Origin of the sequence: Bacteroides sp. HPS0048 (assembly GCF_964240755.1) — a bacterium.
Classification (GTDB): Bacteria; Bacteroidota; Bacteroidia; order Bacteroidales; family Bacteroidaceae; genus Bacteroides; species Bacteroides nordii.
Genome location: NZ_CAXSVC010000013.1, coordinates 58,426 through 78,671, shown reverse-complemented (window position 1 = coordinate 78,671; position 20,246 = coordinate 58,426). Strand labels below are relative to the sequence as shown.

Genomic DNA, 20,246 nt, shown 5'->3' with positions numbered 1-20,246 from the left:
TTAGTCAAATACTTTACCGTGGTTAGCAGCCAATTGAATCATCCTATCATAATCTTCTGCACTCAAATCCATAAAATAATAGTTCACCGGATTCATCACCTGCCCTTTAAAATGTACTTCATAATGCAAGTGAGGTCCCGTACTTTTACCAGTACTGCCTACTCCGGCAATAACTTCACCACGCACTACCTTTTTTCCAAGCTTTGTTCTGTATTCTCTAAGATGTGCATAGCGTGTACGATATCCAAAGCCATGGTCTATTTCAATCGTATTACCATATCCTGTCTCCCAACCCATCTTGACAACCACTCCATCTCCGGTAGCATACACATCCGTCCCGGGATTGGCAGAGAAATCCATACCGGCATGAAACTTAGCAGTACCATAAATAGGGTCAATACGTGTCCCGTATCCGGAAGCCGTCTTCTTTAAGTCCTTATTCGAAATTGGCTGAATGGCTGGCATGCATCTAAGCATTTCATCTTGATTTTTACACATTGCCACTACATCATCAAATGATTTAGACTGAATATATAGCTGTTTAGTAAGTAAATCCAATTTCTGAGTAGTGTTCACTACCAATTTAGAATTTACCAGATCCATCAGCTCTTCATAACGATTAGTGCCACCATATCCCGCTTTACGGATAGCCGGAGACACCGGATCAGCTTGTAAAATAACACGATACAAATTATCATCACGCTGCTGTACATCCTGCAATACTCCCAATGCATCATCCAATCGGCGGGAAAGCACATTGTATTGTGCCAGTAAACGGCTGTTTTCCATCCTCAATTCTTTCTCGGAAGGAGAACCGAATATGAGCAATAGTACAATAAAACTACCGGCTCCCAGCCCCATACCGATAAAAAGACGACGGAGAATACTCAATGCCCGTTGCCGGACAGTAGGATAAATTCGGTCATAGGTCTGCGTTCGCGGATTATAGATGTAGTAAACTTTGCGCATCTTAGGAAATATTTCGATAGTTAATGGGGCAAAAATAATAAAAACAAGCTATCTTTGCACTGTTTTTTAAGTTTTTATATTTTTGAGTTCTTTACTTTTTAAGTTATTAAGACCTTCAAAGAACTCTTTCCATACATTCTGTATAAACTAAAAAACTTGAAGTCTGAAAAACTAACAAAGCTAAAAAGATATATGTTAACTGCAAAAGAAACCAGAGATTCATTCAAGAATTTCTTTGAGTCGAAAGGACATCAGATCGTTCCATCGGCTCCCATGGTGATTAAAGATGATCCGACCCTCATGTTTACCAATGCGGGGATGAATCAGTTTAAAGATATTATTTTGGGTAACCACCCGGCAAAATACCACAGAGTTGCGGACTCACAGAAATGCCTTCGCGTAAGCGGAAAGCACAATGATCTTGAAGAAGTGGGACATGATACATACCATCACACCATGTTCGAGATGTTGGGTAATTGGTCATTTGGTGATTATTTCAAGAAAGAAGCCATTAGTTGGGCATGGGAATATTTGGTAGATGTATTGAAACTGAATCCGGAATATTTATATGCTACAGTATTTGAAGGTAGCCCCGAAGAAGGACTGGAACGAGACAATGAAGCCGCTTCTTACTGGGAACAATTCCTTCCGAAAGACCACATTATTAACGGCAACAAGCATGATAATTTCTGGGAAATGGGTGACACCGGCCCTTGCGGCCCTTGTTCAGAGATTCACATAGATCTTCGCCCGGCAGAAGAACGTGCTAAGATTTCCGGTCGTGACCTTGTTAATCATGACCATCCCCAAGTGATCGAGATATGGAACCTTGTGTTTATGCAATATAATCGCAAAGCCGATGGTAGCCTCGAAGCACTTCCTGCCAAAGTTATCGACACAGGTATGGGCTTTGAACGTCTCTGCATGGCATTGCAAGGTAAAACCTCCAACTATGATACAGACGTATTCCAACCAATGATCAAAGCTATTGCACAGATGGCTGGCGTTGAATATGGAAAAGATAAACAACAAGATGTGGCAATGCGTGTTATTGCGGACCACATCCGTACTATAGCCTTTTCTATTACAGATGGCCAATTGCCGTCAAATGCAAAAGCCGGTTATGTAATCCGCCGTATTCTACGTCGTGCTGTTCGTTACGGATATACTTTCCTCGGACAAAAACAGGCGTTTATGTACAAACTCCTTCCGGTATTAATCGAAAATATGGGTGAGGCTTATCCGGAATTGATCGCGCAAAAAGGATTAATTGAAAAAGTTATCAAGGAAGAAGAAGAAGCCTTCCTGCGTACTTTGGAAACAGGTATCCGCCTGCTTGACAAGACTATGGCCGATGCCAAAGCAAGCGGAAAGACAGAAATCAGCGGAAAAGATGCTTTTACTCTATACGATACATTCGGATTCCCTCTTGACCTTACAGAATTAATTCTCCGTGAGAATAACATGACTGTAAACATCGAAGAATTTGATGCCGAAATGCAACAGCAAAAACAACGTGCCCGTAATGCTGCCGCTGTAGAGACAGGTGACTGGATTATCCTGAAAGAAGGAACCAGTGAGTTCGTTGGTTATGATTATACTGAATATGAAGTATCAATCCTCCGTTATCGCCAGATCAAACAAAAAAATCAGACCCTCTATCAGATCGTACTTGACAGTACTCCTTTCTATGCCGAAAGTGGTGGTCAGGTAGGTGACACCGGCGTATTGGTAAGTGAATTTGAGACGATAGAGATTATTGATACTAAAAAGGAAAACAACCTGCCCATCCATTTCACCAAGAAACTACCGGAACATCTGGAAGCTCCTATGATGGCATGCGTAGACACAGATAAACGTGCTGCCTGTGCAGCCAATCACTCTGCTACCCATTTGCTGGACGAAGCACTACGCGAAGTATTAGGTGAACATGTAGAACAAAAAGGATCATTGGTAACACCGGAATCTCTACGTTTTGACTTCTCTCATTTCCAAAAAGTAACAGATGAAGAAATGCGCCGGGTAGAACACCTTGTGAATGCCAAAATACGTGCTAATATTCCTCTCAAAGAATATCGTAATATTCCCATTGAAGAAGCGAAAGAATTAGGTGCTATCGCTTTATTCGGAGAGAAGTACGGTGACAGAGTTCGTGTTATCCAGTTCGGATCATCGATCGAATTTTGTGGTGGTATACATGTTGCCGCTACCGGAAGCATCGGCATGATAAAGATCATTTCTGAAAGTTCTGTTGCTGCTGGTGTACGCCGTATTGAAGCTTACACAGGTGCAAGAGTGGAAGAAATGCTGGATACCATACAAGACACCCTGAATGATCTTAGAGCTCTTTTCAACAATACTCCCGACTTGGGCATCGCAATCCGCAAGTACATTGATGAAAATGCCGGATTAAAGAAGCAGTTGGAAGACTTTATGAAAGAAAAAGAGGCCTCAGTTAAAGAACGCCTATTAAAGAACATACAAGAGATCAATGGCTTCAAAGTTATCAAGTTCTGTGCTCCCATACCTGCTGAAACAGTGAAAAACATTGCTTTCCAGCTCCGTGGAGAGATTACAGAAAACCTATTCTTCGTAGCCGGTACTCTTGATCACGAAAAACCAATGCTTACAGTTATGATCAGTGATAACCTTGTTGCCAGCGGATTGAAAGCCGGAAACCTGGTGAAAGAAGCAGCTAAACTGATTCAAGGTGGCGGCGGCGGACAACCTCACTTTGCAACTGCCGGCGGTAAAAATCCGGATGGATTAAATGCGGCAGTAGAAAAAGTGTTGGAATTAGCTGGAATTTAAATTCTAAAAATCGAATAAAAAGTAAGGGGTGTACCAACAAATTGAATGGTACACCCCTCTTTTTTCTCTTTATATCCTCCAAACAAGCAAAATCCTCTATTTATTAACTACAAAGTTCTAACTTTATATCACTTATTCATCTTATATTTTTTAAATTTGTGCTTTGAAACGATGTTAATCACTAACACCTATTGTATGAAAGCACTCTACACACCTCTCCTCCTTGTATTAATTCTCACAGCTTGCACTTCTTCCCAGGAAAGAGCATCTACAGACTACACCCAATATGTTAACCCTTTCATTGGTACTGATTTCACCGGCAACACCTATCCTGGAGCACAGGCTCCGTTTGGTATGGTTCAACTCAGCCCGGATAACGGACTTCCCGGATGGGACCGCATATCGGGATACTTCTATCCGGACAGTACCATTGCCGGTTTCAGTCACACTCACTTATCAGGCACAGGTGCTGGTGATCTGTATGATATCTCTTTTATGCCTGTCACCTTGCCTTATAAAGAAGCAGAAGCTCCATTGGGAATACACTCCAAATTCTCTCATGACGATGAATCGGCAACAGCCGGGTATTATCGGGTGTTACTGAAAGACTATAACATCCATGTAGAGCTTACTGCTACCGAACGTTGCGGTATTCAGCGCTATACCTTTCCCGAAGCCAGAGCCGCTATCTTCCTCAATCTGAAAAAAGCGATGAACTGGGACTTTACCAATGATACCCAGGTTGAAATAGTGGACTCTGTCACGATACAAGGTTATCGTTTTTCCGACGGATGGGCACGTGACCAACATATTTATTTCCGTACCCGTTTTTCAAAGCCTTTCACATCTGTACAAATAGACACTACTGCTATTATAAAAGATGGAGATCATATTGGAACAGCCACTATAGCTCGTTTTGACTTTGACACACAAAAAGATGAACAAATCATCGTCAGCACAGCAATTTCCGGTGTAAGTACGGAAGGGGCAGCTAAAAACCTGTTGGCAGAAGTGCCCGATGACAACTTTGACAAATACCGCAATCTTACCCGCGATAACTGGAACAGGCAACTTTCTAAAATTGAGATAGTAAGTAATAACACCGATGATAAAGTAAACTTCTATACAGCACTTTATCATTCGATGATTGCTCCTACTATTTACAGTGATGTAGACGGGACTTATTACGGCCCGGATAAAAAAACTCACAAGACCGACGGATGGGTAAATTACAGTACCTTTTCCTTATGGGACACTTTCCGCGCAGCACATCCTCTTTTTACTTATACCGAACCGGAACGCGCTAACGACATGGTAAAATCTTTTATTGCTTTCTACGAGCAAAACAAACGCCTACCGGTATGGAATTTCTATGGAAGTGAAACAGATATGATGATCGGTTATCATGCCGTGCCCGTTATCGTTGATGCTTATTTGAAAGGAATAACAGATGTGGACCCCGAAAAAGCATTGGAGGCCTGTATAGCTACTGCCAACATTGATAACTATCGGGGTATTGGGATGTATAAAAAATTGGGCTATGTCCCCTATAATATTGCAGACAGCTACAATGCAGAAAACTGGTCTTTATCTAAAACACTGGAATATGCATATGATGACTACTGTATTGCTAAAATGGCAGAAAAGATGGGTAAAAAGGAGATCGCTGACGAATTCTACAAACGTTCTCTAAACTATAAAAACTTGTATAATCCTGCAACTTCTTTCATGCAACCTAAAGACGATAAAGGAAACTTTATCAAAAATTTCTCACCAGACGAATATACCCCACATATCTGCGAGAGTAACGGATGGCAATACTTCTGGTCTGTACAACAGGATATCGACGGACTTATCGCCCTTACCGGTGGTAAAGAGCGTTTTGCTCAAAAGCTGGATAGCATGTTCACATATCATCCTTCAGCAGATGATGAACTACCTATATTCAGCACCGGCATGATAGGTCAGTATGCACATGGCAACGAACCCAGCCATCACGTTATTTATCTGTATAATGCTGTAGAACAGCCCTGGAAAACTCAACAATACGCAGCCAAAGTGATGCATGAGCTTTATCAGAACTCTCCAGCCGGACTTTGTGGAAACGAAGACTGTGGGCAAATGTCCGCCTGGTATGTGTTCAGTGCAATGGGATTTTATCCGGTAGACCCTGTTTCCGGAAAATACGAAATTGGTACTCCTCTTTTTCCGGAAATGCAGATGCACCTGTCAAACGGTAATACATTTACGGTACTCGCTCCCACTGTCAGTAAAGAGAATATATATATACAAGCTGTCAATTTTGACGGTAAACCTTATAGCAAAAGTTACATCACCCACGAACAGATCATGGAGGGTGCAACTCTTGAATTTGAGATGGGCAATACCCCCGGCCCGGTATGGTATAAGTAACCTAAAAAAACTATGAATGAAGGACGATTTTGATATCACTTACAAAGCTCTTTTTCGTAAGTACTATCCCAATCTGCTCTTCTACGCTACACGTCTGGTAGGTGAAGAGGAAGCAGAAGATGTAGTACAAGATGTCTTTGTAGAACTTTGGAAACGCAGAGATTCCATGGAGATAGGGGAACAAATACAAGCATTCCTCTATCGGGCTGTATATACCCGTTCGCTCAATGTATTAAAACATCGAAACATTGAAAGCGGATACATTGCAATAGTAGAAGAAATTAACCAGAAACGTGTTGAATTCTATCAACCGGATAATAACGAGGTAATCCGGCGAATAGAAGACCGTGAATTGAGAAAAGAAATTTATGATGCAATTAATGAACTCCCTGACAAATGCAAAGAGGTATTCAAGCTGAGCTATTTGCACGATATGAAAAACAGGGAAATAGCAGATGCAATGGGCGTCTCGCTACGTACAATAGAAGCACACATGTACAAAGCACTAAAATATCTACGTGGACGCCTGGATCATCTAATATTCTTATTCATCTTATTTTTTCTAAGATAAGTAAGTGTTTTTATTGATTGAGTTGTTCCTATTTATATAATGAAAGAAAAAATGAATAATCTCAGCGAAGAAGTAATAGCTAAGTTCCTAATGGGAAAATGTACCGAAGAGGAACTTATTCAGGTTAATCTCTGGATAAAAGAATCAGATGAGAATGCACGTAAGCTATTCCGGATGGAAGAAATATACCATCTGGGCCGAGAAAACCATGCTTCTGACAAAAGGAAGATGGATCTGGCTGAAAAGAAATTATATAAGAGACTGACCGAGGAAGAGAGAAAACAAAACAAGGTATTACGAATTCAGCACTGGATGAAATATGCAGCTATTATCACCCTTATCCTACTAACTGGTACGGGAGCAGGCTACTGGATTTACAACAGTGATCAGAGTAGCAATCTGGTTATAGTTACAGCATCCGATGGAAATGTAGAAGAAATACAACTACCGGATGGTACAAAAGTATGGCTGAATCAATCGGCCACATTAAAATATCCCCGGACATTCTCTGCAAAGGAACGAAATATCTACCTGGAAGGTGAAGCTTACTTTGAAGTAACCAAGAATCGGGCAAAACCATTTATTGTACAAAGTGAGGCCATGAGAGTCAGAGTATTGGGAACCACTTTCAATTTCAAATGCAACAAAGCATGTACATCAGCCGAAGCAACATTGATTGAAGGTGAAATTGAAGTAAAAGGAAATAATGACGAAGGAATGGTTATTCTTTCTCCGGGACAGAAAGCCGAACTAAACAGAGCTACAAAGCGGTTAATAGTAAAACAGGTAGACAGCAAACTGGATGCAGTATGGCATGACAATCTGATACCTTTTGAGAAAGCAGATATTTACGGTATTGTAAAAACACTGGAACGTTTCTATGACGTAAAAATCATTCTGGCTCCCGATATAAAAATAGACAATACCTACTCGGGTGTATTAAAAAGGAAAGACAGCATAGAGTCTGTCTTAAACTCATTAAAGAATTCAATTCCAATTGACTATAAGATTGTAGGGAACAATATATTTATATCAGCTCAAAGTAAATAGAAAAAAATCAATTATTATCTTTGCCCTAATTTTAATACACATCATAAAACACTAAATTCATAGTATTATGAAGAGACTTATTTTATTAATCTGTGCTATAAGTAGCACACTCTTTATTCAAGCAAAAGACTGGACACAATATGTCAATCCGCTGATGGGGACTCAGTCCAGCTATGAACTGTCAACCGGGAATACTTATCCTGCCATATCCCGGCCTTGGGGAATGAACTTCTGGACTCCTCAAACCGGTAAGATGGGCAACGGATGGCAGTACGTTTATACAGCCAATAAAATTCGTGGTTTCAAACAAACTCATCAACCCAGTCCATGGATTAACGACTATGGCCAGTTTTCTATCATGCCCGTTGTTGGTAAGCCGGAGTTTGATGAAGAAAAACGTGCCAGTTGGTTTTCACATAAGGGAGAAGTAGCCCGTCCGCACTATTATAAAGTATACCTTGCCGAACATGACGTTGTTACTGAGATGACTCCAACGGAGCGTGCGGTTCTTTTCCGCTTCACCTTCCCGGAGAATGAACACTCCTATATTGTTGTAGATGCTTTCGACAAAGGTTCACACATAAAAGTATTACCTGAACAAAACAAAGTTATTGGTTATACAACCCGTAACAGTGGTGGTGTTCCTCAGAATTTCAAAAATTATTTCGTTATCGAATTCGATAAACCCTTCACATACAAGGCTACCTTTGCCAATCAATCTCTAAACGAAAATGTACTTGAACAAACGGCAGACCACACAGGAGCTGTCATTGGTTTCAAAACCCAAAAAGGAGAAATTGTGCACGCCCGTATAGCTTCTTCATTTATCAGTCCGGAGCAAGCGATGTTAAATCTGCAAGAGCTCGGTAATGACAGCTTCAATGCACTTGTGCAAAAGGGTAAAGATGCCTGGAACGAAGTCTTAGGTAAAATAGAAGTAGAAGGTGGAGATCTGGACCAATACCGCACATTCTATTCATGCCTCTACCGTTCACTTCTTTTCCCACGTAAATTCTACGAGCTGGATGCCAATGGTAATCCTGTTCATTACAGCCCATACAACGGCGAAGTACTACCGGGCTATATGTATACGGATACTGGTTTTTGGGATACATTCCGTTGCCTGTTTCCTTTTCTTAATCTGATGTATCCATCCATGAATAAAGAGATGCAGGAAGGTCTCATCAACACATATAAAGAAAGCGGTTTCTTCCCCGAATGGGCAAGTCCGGGACACAGGGGTTGCATGATTGGAAACAATTCCGCTTCGGTACTTGTAGATGCATATATGAAAGGTGTAAAGGTAGATGATGTAAAAACATTGTATGAAGGACTCATCCACGGCACCGGGAATGTTCATCCTCAAATATCGTCCACAGGCCGCCTGGGACACGAATATTATAATAAATTAGGATATGTACCCTACGATGTAAAGATCAATGAGAACACGGCCCGTACACTGGAATATGCATACAATGACTGGTGTATTTACCAGCTTGCCAAAACACTGAACCGTCCTAAGAAGGAACAAAAGCTTTTTGCACAGCGTGCCATGAACTACCGTAACGTGTTCGACAAAGAATCCAATCTGATGCGCGGACGCAATGAAGACGGTCAGTTCCAATCTCCCTTCTCACCACTGAAATGGGGAGATGCATTCACCGAAGGCAATAGTTGGCACTACTCCTGGTCTGTATTTCACGATCCGCAAGGATTAATAGACCTTATGGGAGGTGAAACATCATTTGTCAACATGCTGGATTCCGTGTTTGCCGTTCCTCCCTTGTTTGATGAAAGCTATTATGGACAAGTGATTCACGAAATACGTGAAATGACAGTTATGAATATGGGTAACTATGCACATGGCAATCAACCCATTCAGCATATGATCTATCTATATAACTATGCCGGACAACCCTGGAAAGCCCAATACTGGTTGCGCCAGGTTATGAATCGCATGTATACTCCCGGTCCTGACGGTTATTGCGGAGATGAAGACAACGGACAGACATCGGCATGGTATGTGTTCTCTGCATTAGGCTTCTATCCTGTATGTCCCGGAACAGACGAATATGTACTTGGCGCACCGTTATTCAAGAAAGCAACTCTCCATCTGGAGAATGGTAACAACCTGGTAATTGATGCCCCTGACAACAATAATGATAATATGTATATAGAATCACTCCTGTTTGATGGTACTAACTATACAAAGAATTATCTGAAACATGAAGATATACTCAAAGGTGGAGTTATAAAATGCAATATGGGCAGTCAACCCAATTTGCAAAGAGGTACGCAACCTGCTGATTTCCCTTACTCCTTCTCAAAAGAGAAAAAGAATTAATAACTCATCCGAACTAAAACTATCAGTCCACGTGTAATATCACAGCGATAGTTTCTATTCACTCCCTTTACTCTCAAACGTTTTATGACGCTTGCATGTAAAGGGAGTGATTCGCATTATACCTTATTGTTGTTTCAATGCTTTGAGAATTTTGTTTCATCGTATTGAAACAACTTTCTCAACCTATTGAGAAAAGTTTCTCAATAGGTTGAAACAAAATTCTCAAACGAATGAAACAGAATGAAACAATGCAAGACCAAACGTATTTCCCGTTAGGAAAAGCCATATTATATAAGTTCTGACAGCCGGAGACCCCATATCCGGACAAAAACAAAGTTTATTTAAAAAAAACACAGATTTACAGTAAGTGTTATTTTCGTCATTATTGTTTCATATATAAACGGGGATAATAATACCTCTAAGGATTAAGATATAACAATTGTATAACCATTAAATTTTTTGTATGAAAAGCAATCATTCTTTTCGAAGCTCCAAATTATGCCGAGCTTTATTGATTCTTTTACTCATGGTAGTTCCGGTGCAATGGAGCATGGCTCAGTTGAACCTTAACACACCTCATACTACCTTAAAAAGCATTATTCAACAAATCCAGGCACAGTCAAAGTTTCAGTTCTTTTATGACGATAAACTGTCTGATATTTCAGTAGAACCGTTGTCATTAAAAAATGCAGCTGTAGAGGATGTTCTGAACCAGGTGCTGAAAGGGAAAAATATTAGTTTCAAAGTTGAAGATAATATCATCTATCTTTCTGAGAAAAAGGATCAGAACAACAAAGAGCAACAACAAACCGGGAAAGAAAAAAAGATCAGCGGACAGGTCGTTGACGAATCCGGTGAACCACTGATCGGGGTGAATGTACTGGTGAAAGGAACCACAAACGGAGTAATTACTGATTTTGATGGAAATTACGCATTAGTAACCAATGAAATAAACCCCGTTATCACATTTTCCTATATTGGATATAAATCACAGGAAATCCCGTTCAAAGGACAGAATGTAATCAATCTGACCCTGCAAAGTGATACTCAGATTATTGACGAGGTAGTAGTGACCGCCTTGGGCATCAAACGTGAAAAAAAGATGCTTGGGTACGCTGTTCAAGACGTAAAAGGGGATGCTCTGACATCTACCGGAGATGCTCAGGTAGCCAATGCCCTGCAAGGAAAAGTAGCCGGATTATCTATCAACTCATCTACGACAGGTCTTGGTGGCTCTGCCAAAATCACCATCCGCGGTAACTCTTCTTTAGCAGACAACAACCAACCTCTCTGGATTGTAGATGGTGTACCTTTCACCGAAGAAAGTTATTCGGGTGCTTCAATGTATGGTGGAGTAGACCGTGGCAGCACTTCATTCGACATCAACCCTGAAGACATTGAGTCTATTTCCGTATTAAAAGGACCAAACGCAGCAGCCCTCTATGGGTCGCGTGCCGGTAATGGTGTGATCCTGGTTACAACCAAAAAAGGAACAAGGAAAGACGGATTTGGTGTCAATTATTCCGGAACTTTCACATGGACTCAGGTTGCTGATGAGTTAGAACGCCAAAAGAAATACGGACAAGGAAATAATGGTGAATATTCACCTCAATCGATATATAGCTTCGGTTCTGAACTGGACGGAAGTTTAAAGACAGCATGGAACGGTGCAGAAATACCCTATTTGAACTATGGCAGTAAAATGAAAGACTACTTCAACACCGGTTTTTCACAAAACCACAGTGTAGCCATTGGAAACATGAAAGAGGATGCACACTTCCGTACCTCCTTCGGATATTCAAATGCAGATGGTATGTTCACCGGAGAATCATTGCGCAAAATCAATATCGATCTGAATGCAGGTATGAAAATGAACAAATATCTGTCAATGGATGCCAAAGTTTCACTGTCAAACACGAAAGCAGAAAACCGTCCGACTTATGGTGCGTATGGAGAAGTTTCGCAATTACTCCTTGTACCCAATAACATACGCCTTTCTGACTTGTCACAATACTCAACCCCCGAAAAATTTCATGTGAACTGGACTCCTCCCACCACTGAGTACCTGAATCCATATTACGTGAACAAACAGCGTCAGAATCAGGATGAACGCTGGCGCGCATTCGGTTTCTACAACCTGAAACTGAACTTTACAGATTGGTTGTATCTCTCTGCAAAATACGCATTTGACTATTATCGTACCCGCATTGTAGAATCGGATCTTTCCAACGGTACGAAATATAATACAATGCAGGAAATAGAAGAAGACCGCCTGACTCGCCAGGAAGAGAACCACTTTGAATCGAATGCAGAATTTCTGCTGATTGGAAACAATAAATTCGGTGAAAAGTTCCAGCTTAATTACATGGCGGGTGCCAACTTTATGTACAGTGACCAGAATATATATGGTGGTGATGTAGAAAATATGACCTACAAGAACCAATGGTACTGGAACTTTGCCAATAATATCAACAACGTAACAGAAAACGGTTGGCGCAGAGCTACCAATTCAGTATTTGGTTCTGTACAGATGGCTTACAATGAGTATGTATCTCTGGATATTACAGCCCGTAATGACTGGTCGTCAACATTGCCAAAGGATAACAATTCTTACTTCTATCCCTCATTCAATCTGGGATTTGTTGCATCCGACTTTGTCCGTACACATTGGAATAAAATGCCCGAATGGATAACTTTCGCCAAAGTACGCCTTTCAGCAGCTAAGGTAGGTAAAGACGCTCCTCCATACGCAATTTATAACCGATGGGAAGGTGGATATCTGAAAGGACAGGCCAAAAAGCCGGAATTATCATCGACCAAGGCCAACAATAATCTGAGACCTGAAACATCCTGGTCTTACGAAGCCGGGTTAGATATGAAATTCTTAAATAATCGTTTAGGATTCGACTTTACCTATTATTATACCCGAACTACTGACCAGATTATGACGATTCCGGAAGCTGCTCCCTGGAAGCTCCGCTGGATCAATTCCGGATTAATCGTCAATAAAGGTGTCGAAGCCATGATCTATGCGACTCCTGTACAAACAAAAGATTTCACATTCAATCTGAACGTAAATCTTTCTCACAACACATCGACTGTAAAGGAACTGAATGAAAAGAAAAAGCATATCTATTTTGAAGGCGATCAATTCATGCCTGTATACGTAGGTGCAGTAGAAGGAGGCAAATTAGGCGATATCTATGCCAAGCGAATGTATAAAAGAGACGAAAATGGTCAGATAATAATGAAGAACGGAGTACCTGTATTTACAACAGATGAGCAGTACAGCCTCGACCATCCGATTGGTAACATACAGCCGGACTTACTAATGTCTGTAACTCCCAGCTTCACTTATAAAGGCTTCACCCTGTCGGCTTTATTCGACATGAAATTCGGAGGAGATGTAGTTTCCGTATCCGAAGCAATCGCTACCAGCCATGGTATTTCCAAACGTACGGAACAAAGAGGCGAACTACTATTGCCGGGAATGAATGAAGATGGTACAGTCAACACACAAAGAATCGATGCCCAACTATTTTATCAGGCAGTAGGCGGACGCCAGCAGGCCGTTGCAGAAGAATTTGTTTATGATGCATCTTTCATTCGTCTGAAAGAAATTTCGTTCGGATACTCTTTCCCAAGCCTGCTTTTAAGAAAAACGCCTGTTTCCAGTCTGAGAGTATCATTCGTTGGACGAAATCTGGCATATCTGATGAAACATACCCCCGGAACAAGCCCGGAAGGTGGATATGACACAAGTATGTTCTCACAGGCACTTGATTTCTCGTCACTGCCCTACTCACGTACTTTTGGTTTCAGTATCAATGTTGGTTTCTAAAATTCTAAAAACAAATAGTTATGTTACAATATAAATCCAATTTAAAGAAGTTACTCATCGCTTCTATACTTTTCCCGGCATTAACAGGTTGTCACGACTTCTCTGACTTAAATCAGGATCTGTACAATCCTCCTTACGTGGAAGGACAAGAACAGCCAGACCCGGATCCCGAACCCGAACCGGAGGGAAAATATGCAGACTTAAATATTAACTATAAAATATCAGACGAAGATATCCAGCAGTTAAAAGAAGGACAGGCCAATGCAGGAACAATTTTCAGCTCATTGACCTATGAGGGTTGCTACAACGACTATCAGATCACAACCAACCTGACACATGATATGTACAGCGGATACATAGCCAACAATAATCCTAACTTCAGGTTTAACTCACCGAACTATGCTTATACAGATGGCTGGTCGGCAAAACGTTGGGATCATTTTTATGCGGACAGAACCGTACGTGAATACTCTCATCTACTGAAAACTTTTAAATTCGTAGACTACGAAAAATATAAAAATGCATTTTATATTACACGTATATACTGGGCATTTCTGGCATCTATGCAAACTGATACCTATGGAGATATTCCTTTGTCGGCCTATGTACAGGCCAAAGTGGTAGAGGGAGATGTCCCCTATGATACTCAGGAAAAAGCATACGATATTATATTCCGCTTACTGGAACAGGCTGTAGACAGCATTGTACCCAATGCATGTGCATTCAAATTCAACCCAGCAGACGATAAATGTTATAACGGGGACGAAGAGAAATGGCTACGTTTTGCCAATACTCTGCGATTGCGCCTGGCACTCCGTATCTCTAACGTAGATCCTGAAAGAGCCCGTCAGGAAGGAGAAGCTGCCATGAGCAACTCATGGGGATTGATGCAGAGTGATGCCGACAATATGCGTACTGTTCCGCGCCATGCACCGGTTGAACAAGGAGGTATCAATGACGGTGGTCAGGAGAATGTTCTGGCAATGTGCAGTTTTGCATACAATGGAGACTGTGTTTTGGCTAAAGATCTGGAACTGGGATACAAAGAACAAAGTTCCGGAGGTACCAAATATGTTGTCATTGATATGGCAACTGGTCCGCAGGAAAAGGTAATAGATCCGCGTTGTGCAATATCATGGTGGAGACCAACACCCCTGGATGAACTGAAGAACAATATGGAGCGGCCTTTTGATGACTTCACAGGATGTGAAATCGGAAGCTATGATATCAGCCATACAGAAACCGTAGCAAAATACAGTGTTACCCGTACAGATATAAAGAACTCAAAAGTACTTGATCCTCTGAAATGGTTCAGTTATGCACGTGAATCAGTGTGGTTGAGCTATGCCGAACAACAATTCCTGTTGGCAGAAGCCTCCCTGAGAAACTGGTCGGGTGCCAGCAAATCACCTCAACAGTATTTTGAAGACGGGATACGGGCATCTATGAATTATTACAAAATATCATCTGCCGATACAGAAAGTTATATTAATGGTCTTAAAATTTACGGAAGTGATGTAGAGAACCCATTTATGACCAACAACAAAGAAGGTATGTTGGAGCAGATTATCACTCAAAAATGGTTAGCTGTTTTCCCTAATGGAAATGAAGGATGGGCAGAATTTCGCAGAACAGACTACCCACGTCTTAGAAACATTCTGAACAACAACTCCGAAGATGTACCTACTGGGAAGTTTATAAAGAGAGTGCTATATCCATATAGTGAAAAAGACAACCCCAATAAGCCGGAAAGTAAAAATAAGCAATCGACACGAGTATGGTGGGATATTGCCGATACTAACAACGACAAAGGGGAAAGAATGACTCCCAATAACTTTCGCTAATAAATAAAAAAGTCCTGCTTTGCTATTAGGTAAGGCAAAGCAGGAAACAAATAATCAATACCTATTATTAATTTCTTAATTTAAGTATTATGAGCACCAAAAGATTACTCTCTGCATTAATCATGCTATTTGCAGTATTTTGTGTAGCCGTGGCACAACAACCGTATGGCGGATGTTGGCACCCGGATAATATTAAAGACTGGTCACCGGAAAAAGATCCGGATGCCAAGTTCAACCGCAGCACAGTACCTTTGCAACCACGATTCCTGGATACCTCCATCAAAGCAAATGCCAACCAGCATGCAGAAGGAAAAGTTGCAGCTTGTCTGACAATGAATCCGATGTGTAGCCAGACTCCGTCACAGGGAGCCGATAATTTCATCGGTTATAACCCAACTTATTGGCAATACATGGACCTGCTTATCTGGTGGGGTGGTTCTGCAGGTGAAGGTATCATTATTCCTCCATCAGCACCAGTCACCGATATTGCTCACCTAAACGGTGTCAAAGTATTGGGACAGTTATTTTTCCCTCCCGGAGCATTCGGAGGACAAGTTGAATGGGTGAAACAAATGTTAACTAACGAAGGTGGCACATATCCATACGCTAAGAAGATGTATGAAATTGCTGCTTACTATGGTTTCGATGGTTGGTTTATCAATGAAGAAACCGGCGGCGGTAGTTCTTCCGAGTGGACTGCATGGGTTGATTACTTCAATCAATGTGCCCAGGAAGGCGGTCATCCGGAAATGGAAATTCAATGGTATGACTGTGGAACTACAATCGGAGGCTATGGAGATATGATGAAATTACATAATACATCTTATTTCTTGAATTACGGTAGTCCTTCAAGCAGCAACATATCTTCACAGATGGCAGCCATGGAAGGATTAGGTTTCTCTAAAGAAGAATGTTTCAGTAAACTGTATTTCGGTATTGAAGTTGCACAAGGTGGTATGAACGGAAATGCCAGCTATTTTAAAAATCTTTTCCCGACAGATAAGCATAACGGTTCCATAGACCTTTTCAATCCGGAAGAGCCTATCTGGAAAGAAGTCGTAAAAGATTATTTAGGGACAGCAGACGCTTGCGGTACAAAAGCATATACAGCTATGGATAAAGTATTCAGCAATGAATCTCGCTACTGGACCAATGAGCAACACGACCCCTCCAATACAGCCGCACGTGATGGTGGTTACTTCCCGGGATTTGCAAATGCACTTATCGAACGTTCTACTATTCAGAATTTACCGTTCATAACTTCATTTAGTGCCGGTTTAGGAAAACACCGCTTCGTTAACGGAGAGAAAAAAGGAACACAAGACTGGTACCATCGGGGTATGCAGGATATCATGCCAACATGGAGATGGTGGGTAGACGTAGCAGCGGATCGTAAAAGCGACCTTGCTTTCTCATTGAACTGGGACGATGCCTACAATATGGGAACAAGTATCAACGTTAAAGGTACATTAGCTGCCAATGTTGATTACCTGACTCGCCTGTATAAAACAAAATTATCAATATCCAATGGTGATAAATTACAGCTTGTATTCAAAGGCGCAACGGCCTCAACGATACAAGTAAAACTTGGGGTTGCAGAAAACAACAACGAATTTACTACATTCAACTTAGGATCAACCACAACATCCAACGGTTGGAATGTGGCTACAGTAGACCTTTCGTCATTGGCAGGAAAGACTGTTTCAGTTATCGCATTGAACTTTAAATCTACTACCCAACAAGCTTACGAACTGACATTAGGACAATTAGGTATCTTGCCAGCAAACTATGCACCGGCTTCAACCCAAATATCCAATCTTACTATATTGAATGAACTGACACAAGATGGTGGTGACATTCGTGCCGTATGGGATGCCTCAACTTCTAAAGATGTACACCATTACAATGTATACATGACTCGTAACGGAGAGAAGAAGTTGGTTGGTCAAACTCGTAACGAAGGATTCTATATTTCTAAGTTTGTACGTACTTCCATCGAAGAAAAAAGTGTTACAGTAGCAGTAACAGCTGTGACGAATGACCTTAAAGAAGGCAATGAAATAACTACAATTGTCGAGTATCCTGCTTTGGATAAACCGGTAGTAAGCCTGAAGGCAAGCAAAACATTGCTAAACGCGGGCGAAGAGATTACGATTACAGCCAATGCTACTAATTTCCCGGAATCTTATCAATGGACTATTCCTGAAAATGCAGAAAAAGTATCTCAGGAAGATAATACACTTACACTGAAATTCAATAAAGAAGGCATATACAACATCACTGTAGCAGTCAGCAACAGTGAAGGAACAACCGAGAAAACGGTTCAGAATCTGATTGAAGTATCAGATGCCAAAGCGGGGGCACTAAGTATCATTTCGGTTGGTAAGACCATTCATTCTGCCAGCGGTTCTCTTCCTCCGGAAGATCCCGAAAACCTGATTGACGGAGTAGAAGTACCAGGTAGTACCAGAGATAAATGGTGTATTGGTGGTAAAAAAGAACATTGGGTAATTATAGACCTTGAAAAGTCCTATCAAATCTACCGCTTCCGTATATTCGACTGTGGACATAAAGAAAACTATTCAGATAACTTCAAGAACTTCAAGATTTGGGTAAGTAATGATGCTGAAACATGGACTGAACCGGTAATAGACGAAAAGGGACGTCCTGAAAACACTAAAGATGATTATATTGCACCAATAGTAGGACGTTATGTGAAATTCATGCCTTATGATGAGGATGCCCCTATCACAATACGTATATGGGAATTCGAAGTATTCGGTCTTGAAGGTGGTCCGCTCTTCTCTTTACCGGCAGATAAGACAATGGATATCAATACCACTGAAGATATAGAGATTAAATATGATTTGAACGGAGACGAAGAAGCAAATAACTTTGGCGTAAAAGTATCCTCAGACAACGAAGATATTGCAGCTATAAGCGACTTCAATGTAAACAAAGCAACTCAGACAGTAACCTTTAAACTTACTGCCAAGAAAATGGGTGCAGCAAACATCTCTGTAAAAATGACCAATGGTGAATGGGAAAATGAAAAGAAATGTAAAGTTGAAGTAGAAGATCCGGCATATACCAATGTATTATCCGGAAAAACAGCTTCAGCCTCATACTGGTATTACGGTTCAACCTGGCAAAGTGCAGATACACAAGTGCTAACTGATAATGATCTTTCAACAACATGGGATGCTTTATGTTACACAAGTGGCGAGAATGTAATTATCACGTTTGACTGTGGTGAAATATACAATTTCGCAAAAGTAGCCTTCAAAGCACAACAAATAGCATCAGACATAAAAGTATATATTGGCATCAAGAACTCGGATGATTCTTATGAATTAGCTGCAAACTACACTCCTACCAGTGAAGTTTCAAGTATAATGACAAACGATATGTTCGGAAGATATCTGAAATTGGTTGTAACCGCACCAGCATATGCTTATTTCAAAGTAGCAGAGATAGAAGCTTATGGTAAATTGTATGAAGGTGAATTACCGGAAGAACCTATCTTTGCATCGATCAACATCAGTTCCGGTTTCAATGTAGACGTAGTGGCAGAAGCAACTCCTGTATCCGGTCTGTTCAGCGATGGACTCGATGATCAGGGATGGATTCTCTACGGAGCAAATGTACAGGCCGAAGGCTCATTGCCTGCCAATGGCGCTGTTACATCTAAAAATGGTATTGAATACCAATTGGCAGATTATACACAAAATAATGCAGCACTCATGAAAGAAGCAAACAGTGCAACATTAGAATTTGAAACGGAACAAAGAGCCAATAGTCTTTACTTCTTGGGCATTAGTGCCAATGGTACATCTACAGTATCAGTGACAGCTAATTACACAGACGGTACATCGGCATCAGCAGGTAATATTACTATCGGTGACTGGTTCGGAAGTAATGAATCTACAGTAGGTGTTTATGGTTTGGGGCGCGTTGGTACAGGTATTACCTCAGAAGCTGTTGCCGACCAAATTGACGCTCGCTATCAGTTCCGTCTATTCGAATGTCCGGTTCAGGTAGATCCTACCAAGAAAGTTCAATCAGTTACATTGAATAAAGTAAGCGGAGGATATCCTGCTATTTTCGCTGTTGCTAAAAAGGAAGTACCGGTAGGTACAGGTATTGAAAACAATATTGAATCAGGCAAAAGCAGTTTGAACATTTATCCGAGTCCTGTACGTAATGGAGAAACTTTATATGTTGAATCTGCTGATGCAAGATTAATTCAATTAGTAACCATGCAAGGTGCAGTACTGTTGCAAACGCAAGCTACAGAAAATGTAACAGAACTCCCGATAAACGGAATTGCACAGGGTATTTACCTATTGATAGTAACTGGTAATGATGGTAGCCAAACAGCTAAAGTGGTTGTCAAATAATCTT

Annotated in this window: 9 protein-coding genes; 8 read left to right on the top strand and 1 reads right to left on the bottom strand. The window is 41.0% G+C overall.

Annotated elements, in window-relative coordinates; genetic code table 11:
* Positions 1-969, bottom strand: a complete 969-nt coding sequence (locus tag ACESQI_RS12180) for a M23 family metallopeptidase (protein ID WP_002559284.1) — start codon at positions 967-969, stop codon at positions 1-3.
* 192 nt (positions 970-1,161) lie between these two features.
* On the opposite strand from ACESQI_RS12180, the gene alaS reads away from it, so the two are divergent.
* The 8 genes from alaS to ACESQI_RS12140 all read left to right on the top strand — a co-directional run bounded on the left by alaS (position 1,162) and on the right by ACESQI_RS12140 (position 20,242).
* Positions 1,162-3,780: an alanine--tRNA ligase gene (alaS, locus tag ACESQI_RS12175; RefSeq protein ID WP_002559283.1), complete on the top strand. Its 2,619-nt coding sequence runs from the start codon at positions 1,162-1,164 to the stop codon at positions 3,778-3,780.
* A gap of 195 nt (positions 3,781-3,975) precedes the next feature.
* Positions 3,976-6,192, top strand: a complete 2,217-nt coding sequence (locus tag ACESQI_RS12170; RefSeq protein ID WP_373126176.1) for a GH92 family glycosyl hydrolase — start codon at positions 3,976-3,978, stop codon at positions 6,190-6,192.
* A 16-nt stretch (positions 6,193-6,208) separates the two neighbouring features.
* Complete coding sequence (locus ACESQI_RS12165; RefSeq protein ID WP_002559281.1) at positions 6,209-6,763, top strand: RNA polymerase sigma-70 factor; 555 nt, start codon at positions 6,209-6,211, stop codon at positions 6,761-6,763.
* Between the two features lie 51 nt (positions 6,764-6,814).
* The gene (locus ACESQI_RS12160; protein WP_007484053.1) at positions 6,815-7,813 is read left to right on the top strand and encodes a FecR family protein; all 999 of its coding nucleotides are present in this window, start codon (positions 6,815-6,817) and stop codon (positions 7,811-7,813) included.
* A 67-nt stretch (positions 7,814-7,880) separates the two neighbouring features.
* Positions 7,881-10,157 carry a GH92 family glycosyl hydrolase gene (locus ACESQI_RS12155; protein ID WP_007484051.1) on the top strand — a complete coding sequence of 759 codons (2,277 nt, stop codon included), beginning with the start codon at positions 7,881-7,883 and terminating at the stop codon, positions 10,155-10,157.
* Positions 10,158-10,620: 463 nt separating this feature from the next.
* Entirely contained in the window at positions 10,621-13,998 is a 3,378-nt protein-coding gene (locus ACESQI_RS12150; RefSeq protein WP_373126173.1) for a SusC/RagA family TonB-linked outer membrane protein, read from the top strand.
* 20 nt (positions 13,999-14,018) lie between these two features.
* On the top strand, positions 14,019-15,842 hold the full coding sequence (locus tag ACESQI_RS12145; RefSeq protein ID WP_007484049.1) for a SusD/RagB family nutrient-binding outer membrane lipoprotein: 1,824 nt from the start codon (positions 14,019-14,021) through the stop codon (positions 15,840-15,842).
* A gap of 89 nt (positions 15,843-15,931) precedes the next feature.
* Positions 15,932-20,242 (top strand): discoidin domain-containing protein, encoded by a 4,311-nt coding sequence (locus tag ACESQI_RS12140; RefSeq protein ID WP_373126170.1) that lies wholly within the window; start codon positions 15,932-15,934, stop codon positions 20,240-20,242.
* Positions 20,243-20,246: the final 4 nt, after the last annotated feature.